Origin of the sequence: Stenotrophomonas ginsengisoli (assembly GCF_001431485.1) — a bacterium.
GTDB classification, from domain to species: Bacteria; Pseudomonadota; Gammaproteobacteria; order Xanthomonadales; family Xanthomonadaceae; genus Stenotrophomonas; species Stenotrophomonas ginsengisoli.
This window is the reverse complement of sequence record NZ_LDJM01000020.1, coordinates 26,150-50,023: the sequence shown is the minus strand read 5'-3', so window position 1 is coordinate 50,023 and position 23,874 is coordinate 26,150. Positions and strand designations below refer to the sequence as shown.

General features: G+C 68.7%; 21 protein-coding genes. 10 read left to right on the top strand and 11 right to left on the bottom strand.

The window, feature by feature from the left end:
- Window positions 1-620 (top strand): RNA polymerase factor sigma-32 (locus ABB30_RS08480; RefSeq protein WP_057637870.1); only part of this gene is annotated, 620 nt, incomplete at its 5' end.
- Between the two features lie 62 nt (window positions 621-682).
- Here ABB30_RS08480 and ABB30_RS08475 read toward each other — a convergent pair.
- Entirely contained in the window at window positions 683-1,987 is a 1,305-nt protein-coding gene (locus ABB30_RS08475; protein WP_057637869.1) for an NAD(P)/FAD-dependent oxidoreductase, read from the bottom strand.
- Window positions 1,988-2,103: 116 nt separating this feature from the next.
- Here ABB30_RS08475 and ABB30_RS08470 point away from each other — a divergent pair, with 116 nt between their 5' ends.
- On the top strand, window positions 2,104-2,922 hold the full coding sequence (locus ABB30_RS08470; protein WP_057637874.1) for an NYN domain-containing protein: 819 nt from the start codon (window positions 2,104-2,106) through the stop codon (window positions 2,920-2,922).
- Here the strand turns inward: ABB30_RS08470 and ABB30_RS08465 are convergent.
- Entirely contained in the window at window positions 2,916-5,096 is a 2,181-nt protein-coding gene (locus tag ABB30_RS08465; protein ID WP_057637868.1) for a primosomal protein N', read from the bottom strand. The genes ABB30_RS08470 and ABB30_RS08465 overlap by 7 nt on opposite strands.
- A gap of 416 nt (window positions 5,097-5,512) precedes the next feature.
- Between ABB30_RS08465 and ABB30_RS08460 the strand changes: the two genes are divergently transcribed.
- The 5 genes from ABB30_RS08460 (at window position 5,513) to ABB30_RS08440 (ending at window position 11,388) form a co-directional block, all read left to right on the top strand.
- Window positions 5,513-6,502, top strand: coding sequence for a hypothetical protein (locus ABB30_RS08460; RefSeq protein ID WP_152980649.1), 990 nt, complete (start codon window positions 5,513-5,515; stop codon window positions 6,500-6,502).
- A gap of 3 nt (window positions 6,503-6,505) precedes the next feature.
- The gene (locus tag ABB30_RS08455) at window positions 6,506-7,009 is read left to right on the top strand and encodes a hypothetical protein (RefSeq protein WP_057637866.1); all 504 of its coding nucleotides are present in this window, start codon (window positions 6,506-6,508) and stop codon (window positions 7,007-7,009) included.
- A 112-nt stretch (window positions 7,010-7,121) separates the two neighbouring features.
- Entirely contained in the window at window positions 7,122-8,498 is a 1,377-nt protein-coding gene (locus ABB30_RS08450) for an MATE family efflux transporter (protein ID WP_057637865.1), read from the top strand.
- Between the two features lie 71 nt (window positions 8,499-8,569).
- Window positions 8,570-10,489: a signal peptide peptidase SppA gene (gene sppA / locus ABB30_RS08445; RefSeq protein ID WP_057637864.1), complete on the top strand. Its 1,920-nt coding sequence runs from the start codon at window positions 8,570-8,572 to the stop codon at window positions 10,487-10,489.
- 122 nt (window positions 10,490-10,611) lie between these two features.
- The gene (locus ABB30_RS08440; protein ID WP_057637863.1) at window positions 10,612-11,388 is read left to right on the top strand and encodes an SDR family oxidoreductase; all 777 of its coding nucleotides are present in this window, start codon (window positions 10,612-10,614) and stop codon (window positions 11,386-11,388) included.
- Here ABB30_RS08440 and ABB30_RS08435 read toward each other — a convergent pair.
- The 9 genes from ABB30_RS08435 to ABB30_RS08395 form a co-directional block, all read right to left on the bottom strand.
- A complete protein-coding gene (locus ABB30_RS08435; RefSeq protein WP_152980648.1) occupies window positions 11,376-11,996 on the bottom strand; it encodes a hypothetical protein in 621 nt (206 codons plus the stop codon). The genes ABB30_RS08440 and ABB30_RS08435 overlap by 13 nt on opposite strands.
- The gene (locus ABB30_RS08430) at window positions 11,984-12,679 is read right to left on the bottom strand and encodes a hypothetical protein (protein ID WP_083489770.1); all 696 of its coding nucleotides are present in this window, start codon (window positions 12,677-12,679) and stop codon (window positions 11,984-11,986) included. The genes ABB30_RS08435 and ABB30_RS08430 overlap by 13 nt, the downstream gene beginning before the upstream one ends.
- Window positions 12,680-12,724: 45 nt before the next feature.
- Window positions 12,725-13,288, bottom strand: coding sequence for an L-threonylcarbamoyladenylate synthase type 1 TsaC (gene tsaC, locus ABB30_RS08425; protein ID WP_057637860.1), 564 nt, complete (start codon window positions 13,286-13,288; stop codon window positions 12,725-12,727).
- A gap of 105 nt (window positions 13,289-13,393) precedes the next feature.
- Entirely contained in the window at window positions 13,394-15,898 is a 2,505-nt protein-coding gene (locus ABB30_RS08420) for a DNA topoisomerase I (protein WP_057637859.1), read from the bottom strand.
- A gap of 190 nt (window positions 15,899-16,088) precedes the next feature.
- Window positions 16,089-17,030, bottom strand: coding sequence for an RDD family protein (locus ABB30_RS08415; protein ID WP_057637858.1), 942 nt, complete (start codon window positions 17,028-17,030; stop codon window positions 16,089-16,091).
- A gap of 131 nt (window positions 17,031-17,161) precedes the next feature.
- Window positions 17,162-17,896 carry a DUF4339 domain-containing protein gene (locus ABB30_RS08410; protein ID WP_057637857.1) on the bottom strand — a complete coding sequence of 245 codons (735 nt, stop codon included), beginning with the start codon at window positions 17,894-17,896 and terminating at the stop codon, window positions 17,162-17,164.
- 32 nt (window positions 17,897-17,928) lie between these two features.
- Window positions 17,929-18,402, bottom strand: a complete 474-nt coding sequence (locus ABB30_RS08405; protein ID WP_057637856.1) for a DUF494 family protein — start codon at window positions 18,400-18,402, stop codon at window positions 17,929-17,931.
- A gap of 5 nt (window positions 18,403-18,407) precedes the next feature.
- Entirely contained in the window at window positions 18,408-19,595 is a 1,188-nt protein-coding gene (gene dprA / locus ABB30_RS08400; protein ID WP_057637855.1) for a DNA-processing protein DprA, read from the bottom strand.
- A 69-nt stretch (window positions 19,596-19,664) separates the two neighbouring features.
- On the bottom strand, window positions 19,665-20,789 hold the full coding sequence (locus ABB30_RS08395; RefSeq protein ID WP_057637854.1) for a LysM peptidoglycan-binding domain-containing protein: 1,125 nt from the start codon (window positions 20,787-20,789) through the stop codon (window positions 19,665-19,667).
- Window positions 20,790-20,921: 132 nt separating this feature from the next.
- On the opposite strand from ABB30_RS08395, the gene def reads away from it, so the two are divergent.
- The 3 genes from def to rsmB all read left to right on the top strand — a co-directional run bounded on the left by def (window position 20,922) and on the right by rsmB (window position 23,869).
- Entirely contained in the window at window positions 20,922-21,434 is a 513-nt protein-coding gene (gene def, locus ABB30_RS08390) for a peptide deformylase (protein ID WP_057637853.1), read from the top strand.
- 93 nt (window positions 21,435-21,527) lie between these two features.
- Window positions 21,528-22,451 (top strand): methionyl-tRNA formyltransferase, encoded by a 924-nt coding sequence (gene fmt, locus ABB30_RS08385; protein ID WP_057637852.1) that lies wholly within the window; start codon window positions 21,528-21,530, stop codon window positions 22,449-22,451.
- Window positions 22,448-23,869: a 16S rRNA (cytosine(967)-C(5))-methyltransferase RsmB gene (gene rsmB, locus ABB30_RS08380; RefSeq protein ID WP_083489767.1), complete on the top strand. Its 1,422-nt coding sequence runs from the start codon at window positions 22,448-22,450 to the stop codon at window positions 23,867-23,869. Before fmt ends, rsmB begins: the two co-directional genes overlap by 4 nt.
- The last annotated feature ends 5 nt before the right edge of the window (window positions 23,870-23,874 follow it).

Below are 23,874 nucleotides of genomic sequence, written 5' to 3'. Positions count from 1 at the left end.
TGATCCAGGAAGGCAACATCGGCCTGATGAAGGCGGTCAAGCGCTTCGACCCGGACATGGGCGTGCGCCTGGTGTCCTTCGCCGTGCACTGGATCCGTGCCGAAATGCACGAGTTCATCCTGAAGAACTGGCGCATCGTCAAGGTCGCCACGACCAAGGCGCAGCGCAAGCTGTTCTTCAACCTGCGCAAGTCCAAGACCCGCCTGGGCTGGATGAACGCCGCTGAAGTCAGCGCCGTGGCCAAGGACCTGAACGTCTCCGAGCGTGAAGTGATGGAGATGGAGGCGCGCCTGTCCGGCCGTGATGTCGGTTTTGATGCGCCCGATGACGACGACGACCGTGCGCCGCCGGCCCCGGCGGCCTATCTGGTGGCCCAGGACGAGGACCCGTCGCAGGCCTACGAGCGTGCCGACAGCGAGGACAACCAGCTGCAGTTGCTGCGTGATGGCCTGGCCGGGCTGGACCAGCGCTCGCGCGACATCATCGCCCGCCGCTGGCTGGATGCCGACAGCAAGGTGACCCTGCAGGAACTGGCTGACGAATACGGCGTGTCGGCCGAGCGCATCCGCCAGATCGAGGCCAACGCGCTGAAGAAGATGAAGGCCCTGTTCGCCGCCTGATTGCGGCGCGGCAGGTACTGGCAAGGGCCCGGTCATTGACCGGGCCTTTTGCGTTGTGGGCTTCAGGCATCCGGCGGGGATGGCGTACCCGGCCCGGTCGGATCCTGGTAGGGATCGCCGAGGATGATGCGCGCGCTGCGCTGGTAGCTCCAGTAGGCCACGCCCCAGTTGAGCAGGACCACGAAACGGTTGCGGAAGCCGATCAGGAACAGCACGTGCACGGCCAGCCAGAACCACCAGGCCAGCACCCCGGACAGCTGCAGCCGGCCCATGTGGACGATGGCGGCCATGCGTCCGATCGTGGCCAGGTTGCCTTGGTCGTTGTAGGCAAACGGCGCCGGTGCCGGTTTGCCGTCCAGCCGGGCCCGGATCACGTTGGCGATGTAACGGCCCATCTGTTTGGCCGCCGGGGCCACCCCCGGCACCGGGCGGCCGTCGGCCTGGGCGATGGCGGCCAGGTCGCCGGCGACGAAGATCTCCGGATGCCCGGGCACGCTCAGGTCCGGGGCCACCTGGACCCGGCCGGCCCGGTCCAGCGGGGTGTCCAAGCAGCGGCCCAGTGGCGAGGCCGCCACCCCGGCAGCCCAGATCACCGTGCGTGCGGGCAGGCGCTGGTCGCCCAGGGCAATGCCGTCGGCATCGATGGCGCTGACCGGGGTGCCGGTCAGTACCTCCACCCCCAGCCGCTGCAACTGCGCCCGGGCCTTGGCCGAGAGGGCTTCGGGGAAGCTGGACAGTACCCGCGGCCCGGCTTCGACCAGGCGCACCCGGGCCGCGCCGGGATCGATGTGCTGGAACTGGTCCTTGAGCGTATGCCGGGCGATTTCGGCCAGGGTGCCGGCCAGCTCGACCCCGGTTGGCCCGGCGCCGACCACCACAAAGCTCAGCCAGGCCGCCCGGCGTGCCGGGTCGGGCTCGCGTTCGGCCCGCTCGAAGGCCAGCAGCAGCTTGCGCCGCAGCAGCAGGGCATCGTCCAAGGTCTTCAGGCCGGGCGCATGGGTGGCCCAGGCATCGTTGCCGAAATAGGCATGGGTGGCGCCGCTGGCCACCAGCAGCAGGTCGTAATCGAGCACGCTGCCATCGCCCAGCTGCAGCTGGCGGGCGCTCCTGTCGATGGCGCTGACCTCATCCAGTCGCACGCTGACATTGGCCTGGCGGCGCAGGATGTGGCGCAGCGGGGCGGCGATGTCCGGTGAGGACAGCCCGGCAGTGGCCACCTGGTAGAGCAGGGGCTGGAACAGATGGTGGTTGCGGCGGTCGATCAGGGTGATGCGCAGCGGGGCGCGGGCCAGGGCCCGGGCGGTGGCCAGGCCGGCAAAACCACCGCCGATGATGACCAGATGCGGGTGGGAGCGGGAGACAGGCATACAACCTCGTGGTGCAGGCAAGCATCAATGCTTGCCCGGCGATGTTCGCACGTGCCACGGTGCAGGCCTGTGGATGGCTGTCCCGGCCATCCGGCGACAGGATGATGGAGTGCGCTGTGTCTGAAACCGAAAAGCGGATTGCGGTGTTGATCGATGCCGACAACGCCCCGGCCTCGAAGATCGACGAGGTCCTGGCCGAGGTGGCACGCCACGGGGTGGCCAATGTGCGGCGTGCCTACGGCAACTGGAAAAGCCCGAACCTGAAACAGTGGGAGGCGGTGCTGCACGAGTTTGCGATCCGGCCGATGCAGCAGTTCGCTTATTCCAAGGGCAAGAACGCCTCGGACATGGCCATGGTGGTCGATGCGATGGACCTGCTCTATGGCGGGCGCCTGGATGGCTTTGCCCTGGTGTCTTCGGATGCCGACTTCACCCCGCTGGTGATGCGCCTGCTCAACGAGGGGGTCAAGGTCTACGGATTTGGCGAGCGCAAGACGCCGACCCCGTTCGTCAATGCCTGTTCCCAGTTCACCTACCTGGAAGGGCTGGGCGAGGACCCGGAAGCGGTGGTGGTAGCGGCTTCCGGTGGTGTCAGCGAGGCCGCCAGCGGCCCTGTGGCCACGGCCGGCAGCCAGCGCAGCGGGCCGCTGCCCGGGGCACAGCTGCGTGGCGACACCAAGCTGGTCAACCTGCTGCGTGGGCCGGTGGAGGCCTGCGCCGATGATGCCGGCTGGGCCTCGCTGGCAGCGGTGGGCAAGCAGATTGCCAACCGGGCCTCGCTGGACCCGCGCAATTACGGTTACCGCAAGCTGGTGGACCTGATCACCGCCAGTGGCCTGTTCGAGATCCGCCGCCAGGAGCTGGCGGTGTATGTGCGCGACCGCCGTCACCCGGAGGCACGCAGCAGCGCGGCACCGGCGCGCAGCGGTCAGTAAAGGTCAATCGGGTCCACGTCCAGTGACCAGCGCACCCGCCGGGCCGCCGGCAGGGCGTGGATGCCCGGCACCAAGCTGTCGAGCAGGCGGTGCAGGGGCGCGCGCTGGGTGCTGGACAGCAGCAGCTGGCTGCGCTGGTAGCCGGCCCGGCGTGGCATCGGTGCCGGCATCGGCCCGTAGCACTCCACCGCGGTACCGGCCGGCAGCAGGGCACGCACGGCAGTGAGGAAATCATTGGCCTGTTCCTGCTGCTGGGCTTCGGCACGCAGCAGGGCCAGGTGGGCGAAGGGCGGGAAACCGGCGGCCTGGCGCTGCTCCATCTCGCTGGCGGCAAAGGCGTGGTAGCCGCCATTGACCAGGGTCTGCAGCAGGGGATGGGCCGGATGGTGGGTCTGCAGCCAGACCTCGCCCGGACGTTGCGCGCGCCCGGCCCGGCCGGCCACCTGGATCAGCTGCTGGGCCAGTTTTTCACTGGCGCGGAAATCGGCCGAGAACAGCCCTTCATCGATGCCCACCACCACCACCAGGGTCAGCTGCGGCAGGTCATGGCCCTTGGCCAGGATCTGGGTACCGATCAGGATGCCCGGCTGCTGGCCCAGTTCGGCCAGGGCCTGCTCCAGAGCATCGCGGCGGCTGGTGGTGCCGCGGTCGATGCGCACCACCGGCACCTCCGGGAAATGGCTCTGCAGGCGTTCTTCCAGGCGTTCGGTGCCGATGCCCTGCGGCTGCAGGGCCAGCCCGGCGCACTGCGGGCAGGCCAGCGGTGCGGCCTGGCGCGCGCCGCAATGATGGCATTGCAGGCGGCGGCCACCGGCATGCACGGTCAGCGGGCTGTCGCAGCGCTGGCAGGGGGCGGTCCAGCCACAGTCGTGGCAGAGCAGGGCCGGGGCATAACCACGGCGGTTCTTGAACACCAGCACCTGGCCGCCGGCGGCCACATGGCTGGCAATGCCCTGCAGGGCTTCTTCGGACAGGCCGTCATGCAGGCGGCGCTTGCGCATGTCCATGATCCGCACCCGCGGCGGGGCGGCGGCCGCCGCGCGCTTGCGCAGGCGCAGGTGGACATAGCGGCCGGCTGCGGCGTTGTTGAGCGTTTCCAGGGCCGGGGTGGCGCTGCCCAGCACCACCGGTACATCCAGGGCCTTGGCCCGGACCAGGGCGAAATCGCGGGCGTGGTAGCGAAAGCCGTCCTGCTGCTTGTAACTGGCGTCGTGTTCCTCGTCCACGATGATCAGCCCGGCCTCGGGCAGCGGGGTGAACACCGCCGAGCGGGTGCCGAGGATGACCCGGGCCTGGCCACGGGCGGCGGCCAGCCAGCTGCGTGCCCGTGCACCGTCGGCCATGCCCGAGTGCAGGGTGTGCACCGGCACCCCGAGGCGCTGGCGGAAGCGGGCCAGGGTCTGCGGGGTCAGGCCGATTTCCGGGACCAGCACCAGGGCCTGGCGGCCGGCGGCCAGGCAGGCGCTGATGGCCTGCAGGTAGACCTCGGTCTTGCCGCTGCCGGTGACCCCGTCCAGCAGGAAGGGCTGGAAACCGGTGGCGGCCTGGATGGCGGCCACGGCAGCGGCCTGCTCGGCATTGGGCACCGGGCCTGCGGCCGCAACGGGGATGGGGGCCGCGGCCAGGGCAACGCGCTCGGCCAGGCCACGTTTGCCCAGATCACGGGCGGCGCTGCGCCAATCCTCCAGTTGCTGGTCCAGGGCCTCTTCGCTTGTGGCCCGGGGGGCCAGCAGTTCGGCCAGCCGGCGTGGCCGGCCGCCGGCGCGCAGGCTGGCCACACCGGCCTGTCCGGCGGGGGTCAGTTGCCAGCCCCAGGCGCGGGTGTCAGGCAGGGGCTGGTCCTGGCGCAGGGCCGAGGGCAGGGCCGCGCTGATCACCTCGCCGGGCGGGGCATGGGTGTAACGGCTCAGCCAGTGCAGGCTGTCAAGCAGTTCGCCGGCCAGTACCGGGTCCGGATCCAGCCAGCGGCTGATCGGCTTCAGGGTGCTGTCGGCCGCACTGCCGGCAGGGTCGGTGGCGACCACGATGCCGGTCAGCTCACGCGGCCCGAACGGCACCCGCACACGGCAGCCGAGGGCTTGTGAGGGTTGGTTTTCAGGCGTATTCAGGTAGTCGAACAGGCGGGGTAGCGGGACCGGTACGGCGACCCGGAGGCGGGTGATCGGCAAGGGCATGATGCGGTCAGTGTAGTGCCTGTGGCCGGGTCAGAGCGTGGCGTTTTCGTATGAATGCTTTGTAAACCTTGGCGTGTATTGGAGTTTTTCGGTTATCCACATCATCTGTGGATAAGTCTGTGGGCCAGTGCGAGGCTCCACGCCGTAACGGCGGTGGCTGGGGGCTTTGAGTCAAAATGGATAAAAAATAGCCATGCGATAAAGTATTTATAAAACAGGCACTTGGGCGTGGAACATCGGTGGCGCGCACGACGATGGAGCAGATTGGGCAAGGTCGCTGGCCGCTCAGCCTGCTTGTGTACAACCTTGACGCAAGGCCCCGCTTCAGGCTAGCCAGGGGGCAATCTTGGTTTGTGTACGGCATGTGTTGTGGCAGCGCCGGTATGATGAGCGCCTGTTTGCAAGCAAAGTCAGCCGTGACTGCCCCAACCCCTTTGAATTCTCCGGCGCTTGCCGCCTTCATCCGCGGTGTCGAACGCCGCGCCCTGGTCGTTGCTGAATTCCAGAGTGGCGAAGTGCTGGTGGCCGAGCGTGCGGTCGCCGTGGCCATGCGTGCCTTCGTGCCGGTGGCGGCCGAGCTGCCGATGAACGAGTGGCCCGAACATTTCTGGCGGCTGCTGGGCAGTACCCCGCAGTTGCGCCAACCGGCAGATGACGGAGCCTGGCCGCAGGACCTGGCCCACCTGATGCAGCTGGGCGAGGGCGAGCGTCTGGCCCTGCTGCTGCGCATCGGTGCCGGCCTGGACGAGGCCCAGGCGGCGCTGGCGTTGGGGGTGGACACCCAGGTCTATTGCCAGTGGCTGGCCCAGGCCTGCCCGCGCGATGGCGCCGGCCAGCCCGATGCACTGGCCTGGCGCAGCCTGGCCGAGGCCGTCCAGGCCCGGGTGCGCGAGCTTTCGCCCGAGCGCCAGGCCCAGCTGGAGCGCCTGCGCGAGAGTCTGGTCAGCAGCGGCCCGCAGGCGCCGGTGCGTGAGCAGGCCATGCCGGTGATGCAGGCCGAGCGCCGCGAGCGGGTCAAGCCGGCGCCGCGCAAGTCCCGGCTCGGCCAGTGGCTGTGGTTGCTCAGTGGTGCGGTGCTGCTGGCCGGGATCGGCTGGGCCTGGCTTGGCGGTTCTGCTGACCAGACAACCGCCGGGCAGGAGCAGCAGGCACCGGGCACCGGGCTGGATGTGGAAAATCCGGTGGAAACTGAAACCCTGCAGGAACTGGAGCTGCCGCCGGCAGCACCGCCGGCCAGTGTCGAACCGGTGGTTGACCCGGCCCAGGCGGCGTTGCTGGAACAGGCCGATTTCCTGGCCTGGGTGGCCGCCGGTGGCCCGTTGCCGGTGGATGAATCAAGCGAGCAGCCGCGCAGCCCGGCGCCGCAGGCATTGGCCCTGGCCTCCGGGGCCGGGCAGGCGCACTGAGCCATGCCGGCATTGAACTTGCGCACGGCCTGGCTGGGCGTGTTGCTGTGGCTGCCATTGTCCCACGCGCTGGCGGCAACCCCGGCCGGCGCGGTGCATGCCCATCAGCTGCAGGCCTGGCAGCAGCAGTTCCAGCGCCTGCCGCTGGTGGAACAGCAGCGCATCCGCGAGGCCTGGCAGCAGTACCGGCAGTTGCCGCCCGAACAACAGCAGCAGCTGCAGCGCAGCTTTGCCGGCCTGGACCGTTTCCACCGCGATGGCTGGCGTCTGGGGCCGCGCCTGGGCAGGCACTGGCCCGGCCTGCAGCCGTTGTTTGCCTATGTCGAGCCCGGCCAGCAGGCGACCCTGCTGGCCCTGCTGCACGAACTGGATGAGGCCGCGCTGGAGCGGCTGGTACGGCTGGCCCAGCGCACCGCACCGGAACAGCGGCAGAGCCTGCGCGAAGCATTGCTGGCCTTGCCGGCGGCCCAGCGGGCCAGCTGGCTGCGCCAGCAGGCTGGAGCCTGAGGCGGCAGCACGGCATTTGCCGGTGCTGTCATGGCGGGCGGTTACCATAGGGGCCGCCGTGACCCGGTAGACGCGCATCTTCAGCGTGGCCCGCAGTCCGCTTTCGGCCTCCATGTCTTCTCCTGCTGCTTCCCCTGTGCGGTTTTCCTCTGAAATCCGCGCCACCGGTTTTCTCGCCCTGCCGCTGGTACTGGGCCATGTCTCCACCGGCCTGATCTCCTTCGTCGACAATGTCATCGCCGGCCACCACGGCACCGATACGCTGGGCGCGGTGACCGTGGGCACGGCCCTGTTGTGGCTGCCGATGCTGGTGCCGATCGGCACCCTGATCTCGCTGACCGCCTCGGTCTCGCAGCTGCATGGCGCCGGCGCGCACGAGCGCATCGCACCGTTGTTCCGCCAGGCCTTGTGGTTGTCGGCGCTGCTGTCGGTGGTGATGTTTGCCTTCCTCAGTGTGGTGCCGGCGCTGTTGCCGATGATGGGCATTGCCGCGGAGATCATTCCCGGGGCCACTGGCTTCCTGCATGCGGTGCGCTGGGGCGTACCGGCGCTGACCTTCTTCTTCTGCATGCGCTACCTCACCGAGGGCATGCACTGGACCCTGCCGACCATGCTGCTGGGCTTTGGTGGCCTGCTGGTGCTGGCACCGCTGGGCTGGGCCCTGGCCAATGGCCGCCTGGGCATGCCCGAGCTGGGTGCCACCGGCCTGGGCATGGCCTCGGCGGTGACCATGTGGCTGCAGGCGCTGTGCTTTGCCGGCTACCTGTGGTGGACCCGGCGCTTTGCCCACCTGGGCCTGTTCGCACGTTTCGAGGGGCCGGACTGGCGGGCCATCGGCGAGTTGCTGCGTACCGGTCTGCCGATCGGCATCACCGTGCTGATGGAAGGTGGGTTGTTCATCGTCACCGCGCTGCTGATCGGCCGCATCGGGGCGGTGGAGGCCAGTGCCCACCAGATCGCCATCAACGTGGCCCAGCTGTGCTTCATGATCCCGATGGGCGTGGCCGAGGCCACCACTGTGCGGGTCGGTACCGCGGTGGGCCGCAATGACCCGTTGGGTGTGCGCCGCGCGGTATGGGCCGGCATTGCCATCGTGCTGGCCACCCAGGCGCTGTCGGCGCTGGTGCTGTTGTTTGGCCACAACGCGGTGGTCGGGCTGTATACCGAAGACCTGGCCGTGGCCAGCCTGGCCGCGACCCTGCTGCTGTTCGCCGCCGCCTTCCAGTTTCCCGATGGCCTGCAGGTGCTCAGTGCCGGTGCCCTGCGCGGGATGAAGGACACCCAGGTGCCGATGTTCATCGCCATGGCCGCCTACTGGGGCATCGGCATGCCGCTGGGCGCCGGTCTGGGCCTGGGCCTGGGCTGGGGGCCGCAGGGCATGTGGCTGGGGCTGATCGGTGGCCTGACCGCCGCTGCCATCCTGATGGGCCTGCGCCTGCGCTGGCAGGGCCGCCGCCTGCAGGCCTTGGCATGCCAGCCAGCACCCTGACCTTCGGCGGTTGGACTGGTCAAACGCCGCGCCTACCCTGATCCTGTGTCATTCCCGTTCTGGAGACGTTGATGAACCCTCCTCCCCTGCGTTCCCCGCGTTCCCCGGTGGCCGGCTTTTTTGTCGGCTTGTGGGATCTGATGAATTTCACCCGCCGCCTGATCTTCAACCTGGTCTTCTTCGGTGGCCTGTTGCTGCTGGCGGTGCTGTTTCTGGCCGGCTCGCTGCTCGGCTCGCGCTCCGGCCCCAAGCCGCTGGGCCAGGACACCACCCTGGTGATCGCGCCGGAAGGGCGCCTGGTGGAGCAGTACACCAGTGACCCGGTGACCCGCGCGCTGTCCAAGGCGATGGGCGATGGCGGCCACAGCGAAGTGCAGCTGCGTGACCTGATGAGCGTGCTGCGCGCGGCCGGCAAGGACGACAAGATCACCCGCGTGGTGCTGGAGCTGGACAAGTTCTCGCCCTCCGGCTTTGCCTCGCTGCGCGAGCTGGGCCGTGCGGTGGACGAGCTGCGTGGGCAGGGCAAGCAGGTGGTGGCGTACAGCCAGTCGATGGGCCAGGGCCAGTACCTGCTGGCCGCCCATGCCGACGAGGTCTACCTGGACCCGATGGGCGGGCTGATGCTCGAAGGCCTGTCCGGCTACCGCCAGTACTACCGCACCCTGCTGGCCGACAAGCTCGGCGTGGACATGCAGCTGTTCAAGGTCGGCGAGTACAAGTCGGCGGCCGAGCCGTATGTGCTCGATGCCGCCTCGGCCGAGTCCAAGGAAGCAGACCTGTACTGGATGGGTGACATCTGGCAGCGCTACGTGGCCGAAGTGGCTGCCGCGCGCAAGCTGGACGTGGCCGCCCTGAATGCCGGCATCGACACCCTGCCTGAAGGGGTGATTGCCGCTGGTGGCGACCTGGCCCGGCATGCCCTGCAGCTCAAGCTGGTGGACGGGCTGAAGACCCGCGCCGAGTTCGATGCCCTGATTGCCGAGCGCGGCAAGGCCGACGAGGACGAGGACCGCGGCTACCGCTGGGTCGGCGTCGAGGGTTACCAGGCCCACCTGGCCCGTTCGCACAACCCGCTGGACAGCCGTGACCAGGTGGCCATCGTGGTGGCCGAAGGCGCGATCAGCGGCGGCAAGCAGCCGGCCGGCAGTGTCGGTGGTGATTCGACTTCGGCCCTGCTGCGCGCCGCGCGCGAGGATGACAAGGTCAAGGCGGTGGTGCTGCGCGTGGATTCGCCCGGCGGCGAGGTATTTGCCTCCGAGCAGATCCGCCGCGAGGTGGTCGCGCTGAAGGCCGCCGGCAAGCCGGTGGTGGCCTCGATGGGCGATGTGGCCGCTTCCGGCGGCTACTGGATCAGCATGGATACCGATGCGATCTGGGCCGATGAATCCACCATCACCGGCTCGATCGGCATCTTCGGCATGATCCCCAACCTGAGCCGCGCGCTGGGCAAGGTCGGGGTGAGCACCGACGGTGTGGCCACCACCCGCTTTGCCGGTGCCTTCGACCCGACCCGGCCGATGGACCCGGGCGTGGCCCAGGTCATCCAGGCGGTGATCGAGAAGGGTTACAACGACTTCATCGGCGGCGTTGCTGCCGGCCGTGGCAAGAGCGTGGAAGAGATTGACCAGGTGGCCCGTGGCCGGGTCTGGAGCGGTGTGCAGGCGCACGAGCGTGGCCTGGTGGACAGCTTCGGCGGCCTGCGCGAGGCGGTGGCCGATGCTGCGGCCCGGGCCAAGCTGGGCAGCGATGACCGCTGGCGTATCCGCTACATCGAAAAGGAAGGCACCCCGTTCGAGCAGTTCCTTGCACAGCTGGGCAACAGCCCGGTCGGTGCTGCCCTGCTGGGGCGCAGTGGCCTGGCCGATGTGCTGATGCTGGGCCGGGTGCTGCCGCAGGCCGATGCCGACCTGCGCTTTGTCCAGGACCAGCTGCAGCAGGCCGGCCCGGGGCAGCCGCCCAAGGCGCTGGCACACTGCTTCTGCGAGCTTTGATACGGGGCTTTGCCACCGTATGAGCTGACAACGCCGGCCTGAGTGCCGGCGTTGTTTTTTGTGCGGGTTATCCTAGGCACTGATTTGATTGCTGCCGCCGCGTCGGTACAGGAGTTGGGGCCATGAGTGGCACACGTTGGGGTCTTGCCGGGCAGACCGCCCTGATCACCGGAGCCAGTGCCGGCATCGGCCTGGCCATCAGCCGCGAGCTGCTGGGCCTGGGCGCCGATGTGCTGCTGGTGGCGCGCGATGCCGACATGCTCGAAGGCGTGCGCGACGAGCTGGCCGAGCAGTACCCGCAGCAGTCGGTGCAGGCGATGGCCGCCGATGTCTCGCTGGATTCGGAGCGCCAGGAAATCATGGACTGGGTCGAGGACAGTGCCGATGGCCTGCACCTGCTGGTCAACAACGCCGGCGGCAACATCTCGCTGCCGGCCAATGACTACAGCGAGGCGCAGTGGCGGCAGATCTTCGAGACCAACCTGTTCTCGGCCTTCGAGATGTGCCGCTATGCCCACCCGCTGCTGTCACGCCATGGCGCCTCGGCCATCGTCAATGTCGGCAGCGTGTCCGGCCTGACCCATGTGCGCAGTGGCGTGGTCTACGGCATGACCAAGGCGGCCATGCACCAGATGACCAAGAACCTGGCCTGTGAGTGGGCCGGCGACGGCATCCGGGTCAATGCGGTGGCGCCGTGGTACATCCGTACCCGGCGCACATCCGGGCCGCTGTCCGACCCGGATTACTACGACGAGGTGATCGCGCGCACGCCGATGGGGCGCATCGGCGAGCCGGAGGAAGTGGCCGCCGCAGTGGCCTTTTTGTGCCTGCCGGCGGCCAGCTATGTCACCGGCGAGTGCATCGCGGTGGACGGCGGTTTCCTGCGTTACGGCTTCTGAGCCGGGCTGCCGGCACAGTGGCTGGCAGCGAGCAGGGCGGCGATCTGCGCCGACTGGGTGTCGGTTTCGCTGCTGGAGCGGCTGGGCGCGTTGGCAAAGCGCTCGCGGCTCTGTGACAGGTACTCCCCCCATGCGCTGCACGCATCGGCCTCAGGCACGCCCTGGCAGCGGTCCCGCTGCACTTCGCAGGCCTCGCCAGCACCGGTGGCGGGGTTGCCGTCCAGGCCGGTGACGCGCATCGGCAGGCAGCGCACGGTGTCTTCCAGGCGGTCGGTGTAATAGGCCGCGCCGCTGCGCGGCTGGCAGTGGTGCAGGGCAGGCAGCGGCAGGACCGCCCGCAGTGCCGGCGCGGCGGGCGCTGGCGCAGGCTCAGGTGCGGCCACAGGCGTGGGGCTCGCGGCAGGCACGGGAGTGGGCGCGGGCAGGTTGAGCACCGGCGGGGCGTAGTCGGCACTGAGCCGGCGCACCTCGCTGCGGCTGCCGGCCGGGCACGGCATCGATTGCAGGGCAACGCCCCCATCGCTGCCGGTGCAGCGGTAGATCACCGTGTCGCCGGCGTGGGCGCTGGCCGCGAGCAGGCCCAGACCAAGCAGGATCAACCCTCGCATGGCTGCTGCTGCATGCGTTGCTCGACCCGGCGCTGTTCGCGCACCAGCTGCTCGCGCTCGCTGCTCAGGGCGCTGTTGTAGCGGCTGATCAGGGCCCAGCGCTGTTCCCCCAGCACGCTGCAGGCCTCTTGCCGGCCCAGCTGCTGGCACGTGTCACGTACCCACTGCCCACCGCTGGCCACATAGGTGCCGACCACGGGCCGGCCCGGGCCGGGGCCATGCCCGTGTCCGGGACGGCCAGCCGACGGGCGATGCGGCGGCGGACCGGCGTGGTGGGTGGGGGCGGCAATGAAGACCGGCACCAGCGGGCCTTCCACCCAGCGTGGGTTGCCCTGGCCGTCATCGGCGGTATAACGCTCGCCTTCGGGGGTGGTGCACTCGAACAGGGGCTGGCTGTGGACCACGATCACCCGTGGCGGCGGGGCAGCATCGGCGGCGGCAGGCGTGGGCCTGACGGTCAGCAGCGGTTCGCGCGGGGGCGGATCCTTGGGCCGGACCATGTCCAGCACCTGCTGCCTGCCTTGAAGGCAGGGCGCATCGCGCAGGGCGATCTGGCCATTGCTGTCGGCGCAGCGGTAGATGCGTACGGACGGGCTGGGCGCGGCGCTGCCGCCGGCAGTGGCCGGTTCGGCCGCTGCCAGTGTCAACAGGCTGGCCAACAGGGAGGTGGTGGAGATCAGCATGGCCTGATCATGCCGCAACTTGCCCGTGGCCGGGTGAGGGCATCGTCAGGCGCGCAGGGTGGCGCCACTCAGTGCATCGCGGATGGTGGTGGGCTGGGCGTTGCTGCCGACCTGGCCATCGACGATCCCGTCCAGCTGGGCCAGCAGGCGCGGATCGAGTCCGCTGCGGCGGCGTGCCGGCTCCTCGCCGGCCAGGTTGGCGCTGGTCGATACCAACGGCCCCCCCCAGGCCTGGCACAGGGCGGCCACCAGCGGGTGGGCCGAGACCCGCACGGCGATGCCTTCATGCTCGCCGGTGATCCAACGCGGGGCCTTGGGGCCGGCCGGCACGATCCATGTATTGGGGCCGGGCCAGCTGGCCAGGACCGCGGCCCGGCGCTGTTCGGGCACCGCATCCAGGCGCACCCAGCCATCGAGCTGGGCCGGGTCGGCGGCGACCAGGATCATGCCCTTCTCGATCGGGCGTTGCTTGAGCATCAGCACCTTGTGCACGGCCGCCTCGTTGGACGGATCGCAGCCCAGGCCCCAGACCGCTTCGGTGGGGTAGGTGATCACGCCACCGGCCTGCAGCAGGCCGCTCACGCTGTCCAGGGTCATCTCGTGCATCACAGGTGTCCGTCGTCAGTGGGAAGTTCAGGGAGGAAAACGCAACAGGCCCCGCAAGCGGGGCCTGTGCTGGGGCAATTATCCGCCGCCGGCTCTGAACCGTGTGGCTCAGAACGGCGGGGCGTCGTCGGTGGCCACGGCGGCCTTCTTGGCCACCGCCTTCTTGACCGCCTTTTTCACCGCTTTCTTGGTGGCGCTCTTGGTGGCCTTCTTGGCGGCCTTTTTCGCCGCCTTCTTGACCACGGCCTTCTTGGCAGCCGGTTCCTTCTTGGCGGCTACCTTCTTGGTCGCCTTCTTGGCACCAAAGCCCTTGCGCACCGGCTTGCCGGTTTCCTCCAGCCACTGCACCGCTTCGGCTTCGGTCACCGAGGCCGGTTCGCGGTCCTTGGGGATCTTGCCGTTGAGCTTGCCGTCGCTGATGTACGGGCCGAAGCGGCCGTTGAGCACCTGGATGCCGCTGGCGGCGAACTCCTTGATGATGCGGTTGCGCGCGATTTCTTCCTTTTCCTCGATCAGGAAGATCGCCCGGGCCAGGTCGATGGTGTAGGGGTCATCTTCCTTCTTCAGCGAGGCATAGGTGCTGCCGCGCTTGGCGAACGGGCCGAAGCGGCCGATGCCCACGCTGACCGGGGTGCCATCGGTGTCCTCGCCCAGGGCACGCGGCATCAGGAACAGTTCCAGCGCCTGCTCCAGGGAGATGGTGTGCATGGACTGGCCCGGACGCAGCGAGGCGAATTTGGGCTTTTCCTCGGCATCCTCGGCGGTGGAGCCAATGGCCGCGTACGGCCCGAAACGGCCCAGGCGCACGCTGACCGGCTTGCCGCTGGCCGGGTCGATGCCCAGCTCGCGCGCACCGGTGGCCTCGGAGCGGTCCACCGATTCCTTCTTTTCCTCCACCAGTTCCTTGAACGGGCCCCAGAACTTCTCCATCAGCGGGATCCATTCCTCCTCGCCACGGGAGACGGCATCCAGCTCGTCCTCCAGCTTGGCGGTGAAGTCGTAGTCCACGTAGCGGGTGAAGTGGCTGGACAGGAAGTGGGAGACGGCGCGGCCGACATCGGTCGGCTTGAAGCTGCGGCCTTCCATTTCCACGTACTTGCGGAACAGCAGGGTCTGGATGATCGAGGCGTAGGTGGACGGACGGCCGATGCCGAACTCTTCCAGCGCCTTGACCAGGGCCGCTTCGGTGAAGCGCGGCGGCGGCTGGGTGAAGTGCTGGTCGGCAACGATCTGCTCCAGCGGCACGCGGTCGCCGGTCTGCATGGCCGGCAGCTTGCGGCCTTCGTCCTCGTCCTCGGCGCTCTTGGTGTCCTTGCCTTCCTCGTACACGGCCAAAAAGCCCGGTACCACCACGGTGGTGCCGCTGGCGCGGAACACATGCTCGCTCCCGGCGGCCAGGTCCACCGAGACGGTGTTCAGGGTGGCCGGGATCATCTGGCTGGCGACGGCGCGCTTCCAGATCAGCTCGTACAGCTTGCGCTCGTCATCGCTGAGGTACTTGGCGACCTGGGCCGGGGTGCGCAAGGCCGAGGTCGGGCGCACCGCTTCGTGCGCTTCCTGGGCGTTCTTGCTCTTGGTGTTGTAGACCACCGGCTTGTCCGGCACCGATGCGGTGCCGTAGTCGCGGGCGATCACATCGCGGATCTCGGCCACCGCATCCACCGACAGGTGCACCGAGTCGGTACGCATGTAGGAGATCAGGCCGACCGTGCCTTCCTCGCCAATGGCCACGCCTTCATACAGCTTCTGCGCCACCTGCATGGTCTTGCGGGTGGTGAAACCGAGCTTGCGCGAGGCTTCCTGCTGCAGGGTGGAGGTGGTGAACGGCGCCGACGGACGGCGCTTGCGCTCCTTGCTGGCCACGTCGGTGACATGCAGGAAACCGGCGGCCGCCTTGATGATGCGGGCGCGGGCGGCCTCGGCGGTGTCGCCCTCGGTGATGGTGAACTGCTCGAACTTCTGCCCGTCCAGCTTGACCAGCTTGGCCGCGAAGGGCTGGCGCGGATGCGCGCAGTCGGCATTGATGGACCAGTATTCGCGGGCGATGAAGGCCTCGATCTCGGCCTCGCGCTCGACAATCATGCGCAGCGCCGGGCTCTGCACGCGGCCGGCGGACAGGCCGCGCTGGACCTTGCGCCACAGCACCGGGGACAGGTTGAAGCCGACCAGGTAGTCCAGGGCGCGGCGGGCCTGCTGGGCATCGACCAGGTCGCCGGCGATTTCACGCGGCTGGGTCATCGCCTCGCCGATCGCGCGCGGGGTGATTTCGGTGAACACCACCCGCTGCATCGGCTTGTCGCCGACCAGCTTGCGCTCGCGCAGGATCTCGGCGATGTGCCAGCTGATGGCCTCACCCTCGCGGTCCGGGTCGGTTGCCAAATAGATATGGTCAGCACTCTTGGCGGCCTTGGCGATGGCGTCGACGTGCTTTTCGTTCTTGTCGATCAGGTCATAGCGCATCGCAAACCCGTTGTCCGGATCGACGGCACCTTCCTTGGGGACCAGATCGCGGACATGGCCGTATGAGGCCAGGACGGTGAAGTCCTTGCCGAGGTATTTGTTGATCGTCTTGGCCTTGGCGGGCGATTCGACGATGAGCAGGTTTTTGGCCATGGTGTGGGTAGGTCTGCCTGCAGGGGCTGGACGCGGGTCAGGGTCGCCAGCGAACTGCGATAACGGGGTGAACAGCGGGGTGGGATCGGGTTTTCAGATAGCGCGACGCCCGGGGGAGACCCGGGCGTCGGCTTGAGATTTGCCTACCAGTGAACCCACCCGGGGTGGGCCTGTCAAGCATTGGTGCAAATCAACCGCCCATCGAGGCCAGTGCGGCGCCGGCCACCACGGCCAGCACGATGCCGCCGACGATGAGCAGGGCAAACAGCGACAGGATCACGATGGTGGCCGTGCCCAGACCCTCACGCTGCAGTTCCGGCTGGTCGGTGAAGGCCCAGCGGTCCACCACGATGGTGTCGCAGATCATGTCGTGCAGGGCCTGCTTGTTCTGGCTGAAGGCCACCATCAGGCCGGAGATCAGCGCGCCCAGGCCACAGGTGAACAGGACAAACAGGGTGTAGGCAAAGTAGCGGCCGATGGCGCGGGCAAAGCTGATGCCCTCGCCATTGGTGCGGCAGACCTTGATGCCCACGGCCATCTTGCCCAGCGAGGCCATCGAGGTGGAGGAGTGCATCCAGCCGAAATAGGCTGCCGGGATACCGATGCCCAGCGCGTACTGGGCCAGCATGAAGAGGACCGAGGCGCCGGAGCTTTCCGTACCCATGATCTCGCCCATGCCCATGCCCAGGATCAGGGCCAGCGGGATCAGCACGATGTAGCTGGCCACCGAGGTGATCAAGCTGTCGATGATGGAGGCGGCAAAACGGCGCCACAGGCCGGCATGCACGATCGGGCCGTCGCCATGGACCACACCATGGCCGCTGCCCATCGCCGTGCTGGAGGCGGCATACGGCGAATGGGTGCCGCCACCGGTGCCGGGCAGCGGAGCGGTGCCGTTGGCAATGGCGGCCAGGTCGGCGCGCAGGTCAATGCCGCCGCTGGCAGCCGGCGCGGTGCGCTGCAGTTCCAGCTCTTCGGCCAGGCTTTCCAGTGGCGCCCACTCGGACAGGCCCTCACGCCAGACCAGGCTCTGACCATTGAGCTCGCCACGCTGGTAGAGCGCACGGATGTCTCGGTCTTCAACCGGCCCATGGCGTTGACGCTGCTCATCGGCGTAGTACCACTGAATCATTTGTATTTCCTTCACAAAAGGGATGGAGGACAGCCTTGATGGCAGGCACGGGGCATCCATGCACGGCAAACAATGCCATTGGTTCAGCTTTTGTCAATATTTGTGGCGCCGATCACGGCGCGTCTGCCTGATCAACGCTGGCAATGGGCCGGCAGCTGGGCATCGCGCAGGGTGCTGCGGCAGATCCAGCCGTTGTCGGCCGGGGTGTGCTCCAGCCACAGCCAGGCCTGGCGTTTGTCGGCATCCCGGTGCAGGCCGTGCAGGCGCGCCGCCAGGCCGCAGTGGCCGTTGGCGGCGGTGATCACGCTCACTTCGGCCAGGTAGGCCTGTGCATCGGCATAGGCATCGGCGGCCTTGAAGCCGGGGCTGTCCTGGGCCGGGCAGTGGCCGTTGGCCTGGTGGAAGGCGATGACCTGGGCCTGCAGCGGGGCCAGGGCGGCCAGGGTGGCTGCGGCCTTGGCGCGCTCGGTATAGGACTGGTAGGCGGGGATGGCAATGGCGGCCAGGATGCCCAGCAGCGGGATCGCGGCCAGCAGCAGGCCGCCCGCGACCAGGGCGATGATCAGGCCGGTACGGCGTGGTTTGGCCGTAGATGGCGACACTCTGCGCTGTTCCGGGTAGGCCGACGATGCCGGCATGGCCGGTGGCAGTTGCGGCGGCAGGATGGATGCGCTGGGTTCATCGGCCGGGCGTTGCGGGCCGAGTTCGTCGGCCAGTTCGGCGGCGCTGTGCCAGCGCGGCAGGCCCTCGCGCCAGAACAGGGCGCCGACGGGCAAGCGGCCATTGGCCAGCATCGCGCGCAAGTGATCGGTGTCGACCGGCCCGCTGGGCTGCTGGCGGTCAATGGAGTAGTACCAGTCGGACATGCCCTTCCCCGCGGCAGTGGTCGTGAAGGTGCTCAGTGCAGCGCTTCGGGCTCGTCAACGAACATCTGGGTTTCCATCCAGGCATAGGCCGCTTCGGCCCCCGGACGGTTGAACAGCACCATCAGCACCACCCACTTCAGGTCATCCAGGTCCAGTTCGTCCTGGTCCAGGGCCATCGCCCGCTCGATCACCAACTCGCGCTGGTCGGCATCCAGCACGCCGTGCTGTTCCAGGAACAGCAGGAAACCACGGCATTCCACGTCCAGACGGTCCAGCTCGGGGCCGTGGAACTGGCGCAGCGGCAGGTCCAGGCGCGGGCGGTCCAGCAGCGGACGCTCCGCTTCCAGTCCATCGAGCCAATCAAAGGCCTTGCTGATTTCGGCCGGGCTGAAGCCGGCCTGGATCAGGCCGCCCTGCAGCGAATCGCGGTCCCGGGCCAGGCTGCCGTCCTCGCTGAAATAGTGTTCAAACAGGTACAGCAGGACGTCAAGAATGCTCTCTTTCATTAACCTCAGCCTGCGTCGATCGACGCGGTGGTGGAAGGCGGCGTGGGGGCACGCTGCCATCGGCCATGCGTTTGCAGGGCCCAGCCGGCCAATTCCAAGTCCAGCAGGATGGCCGATAGCCTGGCCACCGTCAAACCGCTGCGTTGTCCCAGTTCATCCAGGTCAACGCCAATCAGGTCCAGGGCCTGCCAGACCTGTCGTTGTTCAGTTTCATCAAGGACCGGGCCGCTGACCAGGACGGGGGGCAAGGTGTCGGCGCTGGCCGGGTCCAGGGCCTGGCCGGGCAGGCTGGTGCCGAGCAGGCGCAGCAGCGGCGGCAGGGTCGGCAGCAGGTCGTCGATGGATTCCAGCAGCCCGGCGCCGTCGCGCAACAGCCGGTTGCAGCCGCGGCTCAAGGGGTTGAGCGGGCTGCCGGGCACGGCAAATACCTCGCGGCCGGCCTCGCTGGCCAGGCGGGCGGTGATCATCGCCCCGGAGCGCTGCGCCGCCTCGACCACGATCACGGCCAGGCTCAGCCCGGCCAGCAGGCGGTTGCGGGCCGGGAAGTTGCCCGCCCGCGGCGGTGTGCCGGGGGCATATTCGCTGATCACCGCGCCGTGCTGGACCAGTTGATCCTGCATATGACGATGGCCGGCCGGGTAGCAACGGTCCAGCCCGGTACCGACCACGGCCACGCTGTTGCCGGCCACCTGCAGGCTGGCCCGGTGGGCGGCGGCATCGATGCCGGCGGCCAGGCCGCTGGCCACGCACAGTTGCCGGGCGCACAACTGCCGGGCCAGGTTGCCGGCGATGGCCTGGCCGGATGGGGTCGCGCTGCGGCTGCCGACGATGGCCACCATCGGCTGCCAGAGCAGGTCGGCATCACCGGCCACGAACAGGCCCAGCGGGGGCTCGGGCGCGTGGGCGAGCAGGGCCGGGAAGGCGTCATCGACCAGGCTGATCAGCCGGTGCTGCGGGCTGGCGGCCAGCCACTGCCGGGCGTGGGCCAGGGCATCGGCGTCCGGGGCGAGCAGGGCCTGGCACTGGCGCCGGTCCAGGCCGGCGGCCTGCCAGCGGGCGCGCCCTGCCGCCAGCGCCGATACGGCATCGCCACAGTCGATGAGCAGGCGGCGCCGGGGAGCCAGGCGGCCTCCGGCCAGGATCAGGGCCAGCAGGGCCGTGGTGGGATCGTCGTGGGCAAGGGGCCGGTGCATGGGCCCACAGTGCCGCGCAAACAACAACGGCGCCCTAGGGCGCCGTTGTGCAAGCAGGTAGGAATGCGCTTATTGCGCGTCCGGGTGCTTGAGGCTGTAGCCAACCCGGGTCGGCTTGCTGCCTTCCATGATCAGCGCGTAGCTGACCTTGTCATAGGTGCGGAACACCATGGCGTGGGAGGCGTATTCATCGGGCAGGCTGATGCGGCCGCTGCCATCACGCAGGCCATCGTCCATGCGCGAGGAGCCCGGGTACTCGTGGCGGTTGGCCACGTGCGAGCCGTTGCGCCAGATCGAGAACACGGTGCCGTTGTCCACACCATCGCGCGAGCCGGCCGAAATGGCGATCACGTCGCGGCTGCCGCCGGCAGTGAACATGTCGGTGACGGCCAGCACGCGCACGTCGGTGCCCAGGGCCTGGGCGGACGGCGGGTGCGGGATGAACTGCAGGTCGTACGGCTGGGCCTGGACCGGGATCAGACGGTCGCCGGCGCGCACTTCACGGCCGCTGTCTTCCAGGGCCAGGGTTGCCACATCCACCTGGCCGCCGGGCAGGGCGGTGATGGTGCCGACATTGACCTTGGCCAGTTCGAAGCCCAGGGCTTCCTTGCGCTCGGAGGTGGGAACGTAGTTGGCCCACAGGCTGCCGGCACCGGCAACGTGCTTGCCGCGGGCATCCAGGTCAACGGTGGTTTCCGGCAGGGCGTAGCGCACGGTCGGGCGGACCACGGCGTAGCGCTGGCCGACCTGGGCACCGTCAAGACCGGTGACGTAGGCCTTCTGGCCGGCGCTGGCGCGCAGGCGGTTGTCTTCCAGCCCGGCCACACGCGGCAGGTGCTCGAAGCTGTCCACCACCTGCAGGTCCTTCAGGAACGGTTCGACCTGGGCCAGCGGGATCGCATTGATCGGTGCCTCGGCACGCGGACCCGGCTGGGCCACGACACGGTCCAGATAGGCCAGCGAGAGCACGTCACCCGGGTAGATCAGGTGCGGGTTCTGGACCTGCGGGTTGGCCTGCCAGATTTCCGGCCACAGCCACGGTTTTTTCAGAAAACGCGCAGAAATATCCCACAGCGTGTCGCCCTTCTGGACGACGTACGTGGTGGGATGCCCCTCATTCACCTGTGCTGCGGCAGCATAGGTGGCAACGGTCAGCATCGCGCAAGCGGCGACCGTACGAATTTGACTCAGCATGTTTGCGATCTGCCTGATTCCCCACAGGTTGACCCACTATAGTCCAGATATCGGGGCGCAACGCAAGCTGAGGCAGTAGAATTGCCCAATGCAGCTCACAACTTGCTGCCCGAATCATCAAAGGTTAATGCCATGGCCCTGTTGCCGATCCTCGAGTTCCCCGACCCGCGCCTGCGTACCAAGGGTGCGCTGGTAGACCCGGCCAAAGTGACCACCCCGGCCTTCCAGACCCTGATCGATGACATGTTTGAAACCATGTACGACGCCCCGGGCATCGGCCTGGCCGCCGCACAGGTGGACGTGCACCAGCGTTTCATGGTCATTGACCTGACCGAGGACCACAGCGCGCCGATGGTCTTCGTCAACCCGCAGATCGTGGACAAGCAGGGCGGCCAGGTCTACCAGGAAGGCTGCCTGTCGGTGCCGGGCATCTTTGCCGATGTGACCCGTGCCGACACCATCACCGTGCAGTACATCGACCGTGCCGGGCAGAACCAGGAACTGACCACCGACGGCCTGCTGGCGGTGTGCATCCAGCACGAGATGGACCACCTGGACGGCAAGCTGTTCGTGGACTACCTGTCCCCGCTCAAGCGCGAGATGGTGCGCAAGAAGCTGGCCAAGGCACGCAAGCACGTTGCCTGACCCGATGCCGGTGCGCGCCTTGCTGCTGCGCCGGCCCTTTGTCTTGACCCTTGCGGCGCCGGTAGTGGCGCCGCAGGTGTTTTTGGAGCCCGTATGAGAATTGTCTTCGCCGGTACCCCGGATTTTGCCGTGCCCTGCCTGGCCGCCGCCGCCCGCCACAACGAAGTGGTGGCTGTGTACACCCAGCCTGACCGCCCGGCCGGGCGTGGCCGTGGCCTGGCCGCCTCGCCGGTCAAGCAGGCCGCCCTTGCCCGTGGCCTGCCGGTGTACCAGCCGCTGAGCCTGCGCGACGAGGCGGCCCAGGCCGAGCTGGCCGCGCTCAAGCCGGACCTGATGGTGGTGGTGGCCTATGGCCTGATCCTGCCGCAGGCGGTGCTGGACATTCCCACCCATGGCTGCTGGAACGTGCACGCCTCGCTGCTGCCGCGCTGGCGCGGTGCGGCGCCGATCCAGCGCGCCATCCAGGCCGGTGATACCCACAGCGGTGTCGGCCTGATGCAGATGGAGAAGGGCCTGGATACCGGCCCGGTGCTGCTGGAGCAGGCCCTGGAACTGGCCGCCGATGAAACCGGTGGCAGCCTGCACGACAAGCTGTCGGCCATGGGCGCCCAGGTGCTGGCCGATGGCCTGGGCCTGCTGCGTGCCGGCCTGCGTCCGCTTGCCAGGCCGCAGACCGAGGCCGGCGTGGAATACGCGCACAAGCTGGACAAGGCCGAGGCCCGCCTGGACTGGAGTGCCGATGCCATCGTGCTGGAGCGCCAGGTGCGTGCCTTCAACCCGTGGCCGGTGGCCGAGGCTCAGCTGGCCGGCGAGCGCGTGCGCATCCATGCCGCCCAGGCCGTGCCGGGTGTGCCGGGGATGCCCGCCGGCAGCGTGCTGGCGGCGACCAAGGCCGGGATCGACATTGCCTGCGGCAACGGCGCCCTGCGCCTGCTGGTGGTGCAGCGCGAAGGCGGCAAGCCGGTATCGGCGGCCGATTACCTCAATGCCCGGCGTGACCTGCAGGTGGGCGCATGAACCTGTACAAGGGGCGGGGCCGTCCCGGCAACCCAGGCCAGCCGGCGGGCAACCGTCAGGGTGGCCAGGAGCGTCGTGGTCATGATCGTGCCGGTGGCAGCCGCCCGGCGCCGACCCATCTGGATGTGCCGGGTACCGAGCTGCGTGTGCTCGCTGCCGGGGTGCTGCAGGACGTGTGCGCCAACGGCCGCTCGCTCAAGGCCGTGCTCAGCCCGGCCCAGCAGCAGCTGGGCGACAGCCGCGACCGCGCCCTGCTCGAAGCCATTTGCCTGGCCGCACTGCGCCAGCGTGGCCGCTACCGGCGTGCCCTCAATGGCTGGATGCCACGCCCGCTGGGTGCGCGCGATGCCGATCTGGAAGCGCTGCTGCTGGCCGGTTTCGCCCAGCTCGATGCGTTGAAGCTGGCTGACCATGCGGCCGTGTCGGCAACCGTACAGGCCGCGCACAGGATGGGCCGCTCGCATCAGGCCGGCATGGTCAATGCGCTGCTGCGCCGGGTACAGCGCGAAGGCATCCCGCCGGCCTCGCCGATCAATGCCTTCCCGCACTGGCTGGCCGATGCCATTGCCACCGACTGGCCGCGCCTGTCTGACTCGATCTTCGCTGCCAGCCTGGAAGAGCCGCCGCTGTGGCTGCGCGTGCATGCCGGCAAGAGCACCGCGGCCGATTACCTGGCCCAGCTGCAGCAGGCCGGTGTGGTGGCCGAGCTGGCCCCTGAGCTGGCCAATGCGATCTACCTGCCGGCGGCGGTGCCGGTGACCGGGCTGCCCGGCTTTGCCGAGGGGGTGGTCTCGGTGCAGGACGGTTCGGCCCAGCAACTGGCTGACCTGCTGGCCGACCTGCCGGCTGGCGCGCGGGTGCTCGATGCCTGCGCCGCTCCCGGTGGCAAGTCCGCCCATCTGCTCGAGCGCCAGCCGCAGCTGCAGGTGCTGGCCATGGACATCGACGAGCGCCGGGCACGCCGCATGGGCGAGACCTTCGCCCGTACCGGGGTGCAGGCCCAGGTGCTGGCCGCCGATGCCAGCGCGCCGGCAACCTGGTGGGATGGCCAGTTGTTTGATGCCGTCGTGCTGGATGCGCCGTGTTCGGCCACCGGCATCATCCGCCGCCAGCCCGACGTGCTCCTGCACCGGCGCGAGCAGGACATTGCTGCCTTGCTGCAGCTGCAGGCGCGCCTGCTCGATGCGGCGTGGACGATGCTGCGCCCGGGCGGGCGTCTGGTGTATGCCACCTGCTCGATCCTGCGGGCGGAGAACACCGCGCAGGTGGCTGCCTTCCTGCAGCGTCATGCCGATGCGGTTTTCGCCGATCCGGGCGAAGCCTTCGGCCACGCCTGTGCGGCCGGCCGGCAGTGGCTGCCGGGCGAGGATGGGCGTGATGGATTCTTTTACGCAGTCGTGAACAAAATCAGCCAATAACCCTT

What these genes read in the sequence shown, in the direction of transcription:
- ABB30_RS08450 (WP_057637865.1), top strand. Translation starts at nt 7,122, where the DNA reads ATGTCTTCTCCTGCTGCTTCCCCTGTGCGGTTTTCCTCTGAAATCCGC.
- fmt (WP_057637852.1), top strand. Translation starts at nt 21,528, where the DNA reads ATGAGAATTGTCTTCGCCGGTACCCCGGATTTTGCCGTGCCCTGCCTG.
- ABB30_RS08455 (WP_057637866.1), top strand. Translation starts at nt 6,506, where the DNA reads ATGCCGGCATTGAACTTGCGCACGGCCTGGCTGGGCGTGTTGCTGTGG.
- sppA (WP_057637864.1), top strand. Translation starts at nt 8,570, where the DNA reads ATGAACCCTCCTCCCCTGCGTTCCCCGCGTTCCCCGGTGGCCGGCTTT.
- ABB30_RS08410 (WP_057637857.1), bottom strand. Translation starts at nt 17,896, where the DNA reads ATGTCCGACTGGTACTACTCCATTGACCGCCAGCAGCCCAGCGGGCCG.
- ABB30_RS08415 (WP_057637858.1), bottom strand. Translation starts at nt 17,030, where the DNA reads ATGATTCAGTGGTACTACGCCGATGAGCAGCGTCAACGCCATGGGCCG.
- ABB30_RS08440 (WP_057637863.1), top strand. Translation starts at nt 10,612, where the DNA reads ATGAGTGGCACACGTTGGGGTCTTGCCGGGCAGACCGCCCTGATCACC.
- dprA (WP_057637855.1), bottom strand. Translation starts at nt 19,595, where the DNA reads ATGCACCGGCCCCTTGCCCACGACGATCCCACCACGGCCCTGCTGGCC.
- ABB30_RS08395 (WP_057637854.1), bottom strand. Translation starts at nt 20,789, where the DNA reads ATGCTGAGTCAAATTCGTACGGTCGCCGCTTGCGCGATGCTGACCGTT.
- def (WP_057637853.1), top strand. Translation starts at nt 20,922, where the DNA reads ATGGCCCTGTTGCCGATCCTCGAGTTCCCCGACCCGCGCCTGCGTACC.
- ABB30_RS08430 (WP_083489770.1), bottom strand. Translation starts at nt 12,679, where the DNA reads ATGCTGATCTCCACCACCTCCCTGTTGGCCAGCCTGTTGACACTGGCA.
- ABB30_RS08465 (WP_057637868.1), bottom strand. Translation starts at nt 5,096, where the DNA reads ATGCCCTTGCCGATCACCCGCCTCCGGGTCGCCGTACCGGTCCCGCTA.
- ABB30_RS08435 (WP_152980648.1), bottom strand. Translation starts at nt 11,996, where the DNA reads ATGCGAGGGTTGATCCTGCTTGGTCTGGGCCTGCTCGCGGCCAGCGCC.
- ABB30_RS08420 (WP_057637859.1), bottom strand. Translation starts at nt 15,898, where the DNA reads ATGGCCAAAAACCTGCTCATCGTCGAATCGCCCGCCAAGGCCAAGACG.
- ABB30_RS08475 (WP_057637869.1), bottom strand. Translation starts at nt 1,987, where the DNA reads ATGCCTGTCTCCCGCTCCCACCCGCATCTGGTCATCATCGGCGGTGGT.
- ABB30_RS08405 (WP_057637856.1), bottom strand. Translation starts at nt 18,402, where the DNA reads ATGAAAGAGAGCATTCTTGACGTCCTGCTGTACCTGTTTGAACACTAT.
- rsmB (WP_083489767.1), top strand. Translation starts at nt 22,448, where the DNA reads ATGAACCTGTACAAGGGGCGGGGCCGTCCCGGCAACCCAGGCCAGCCG.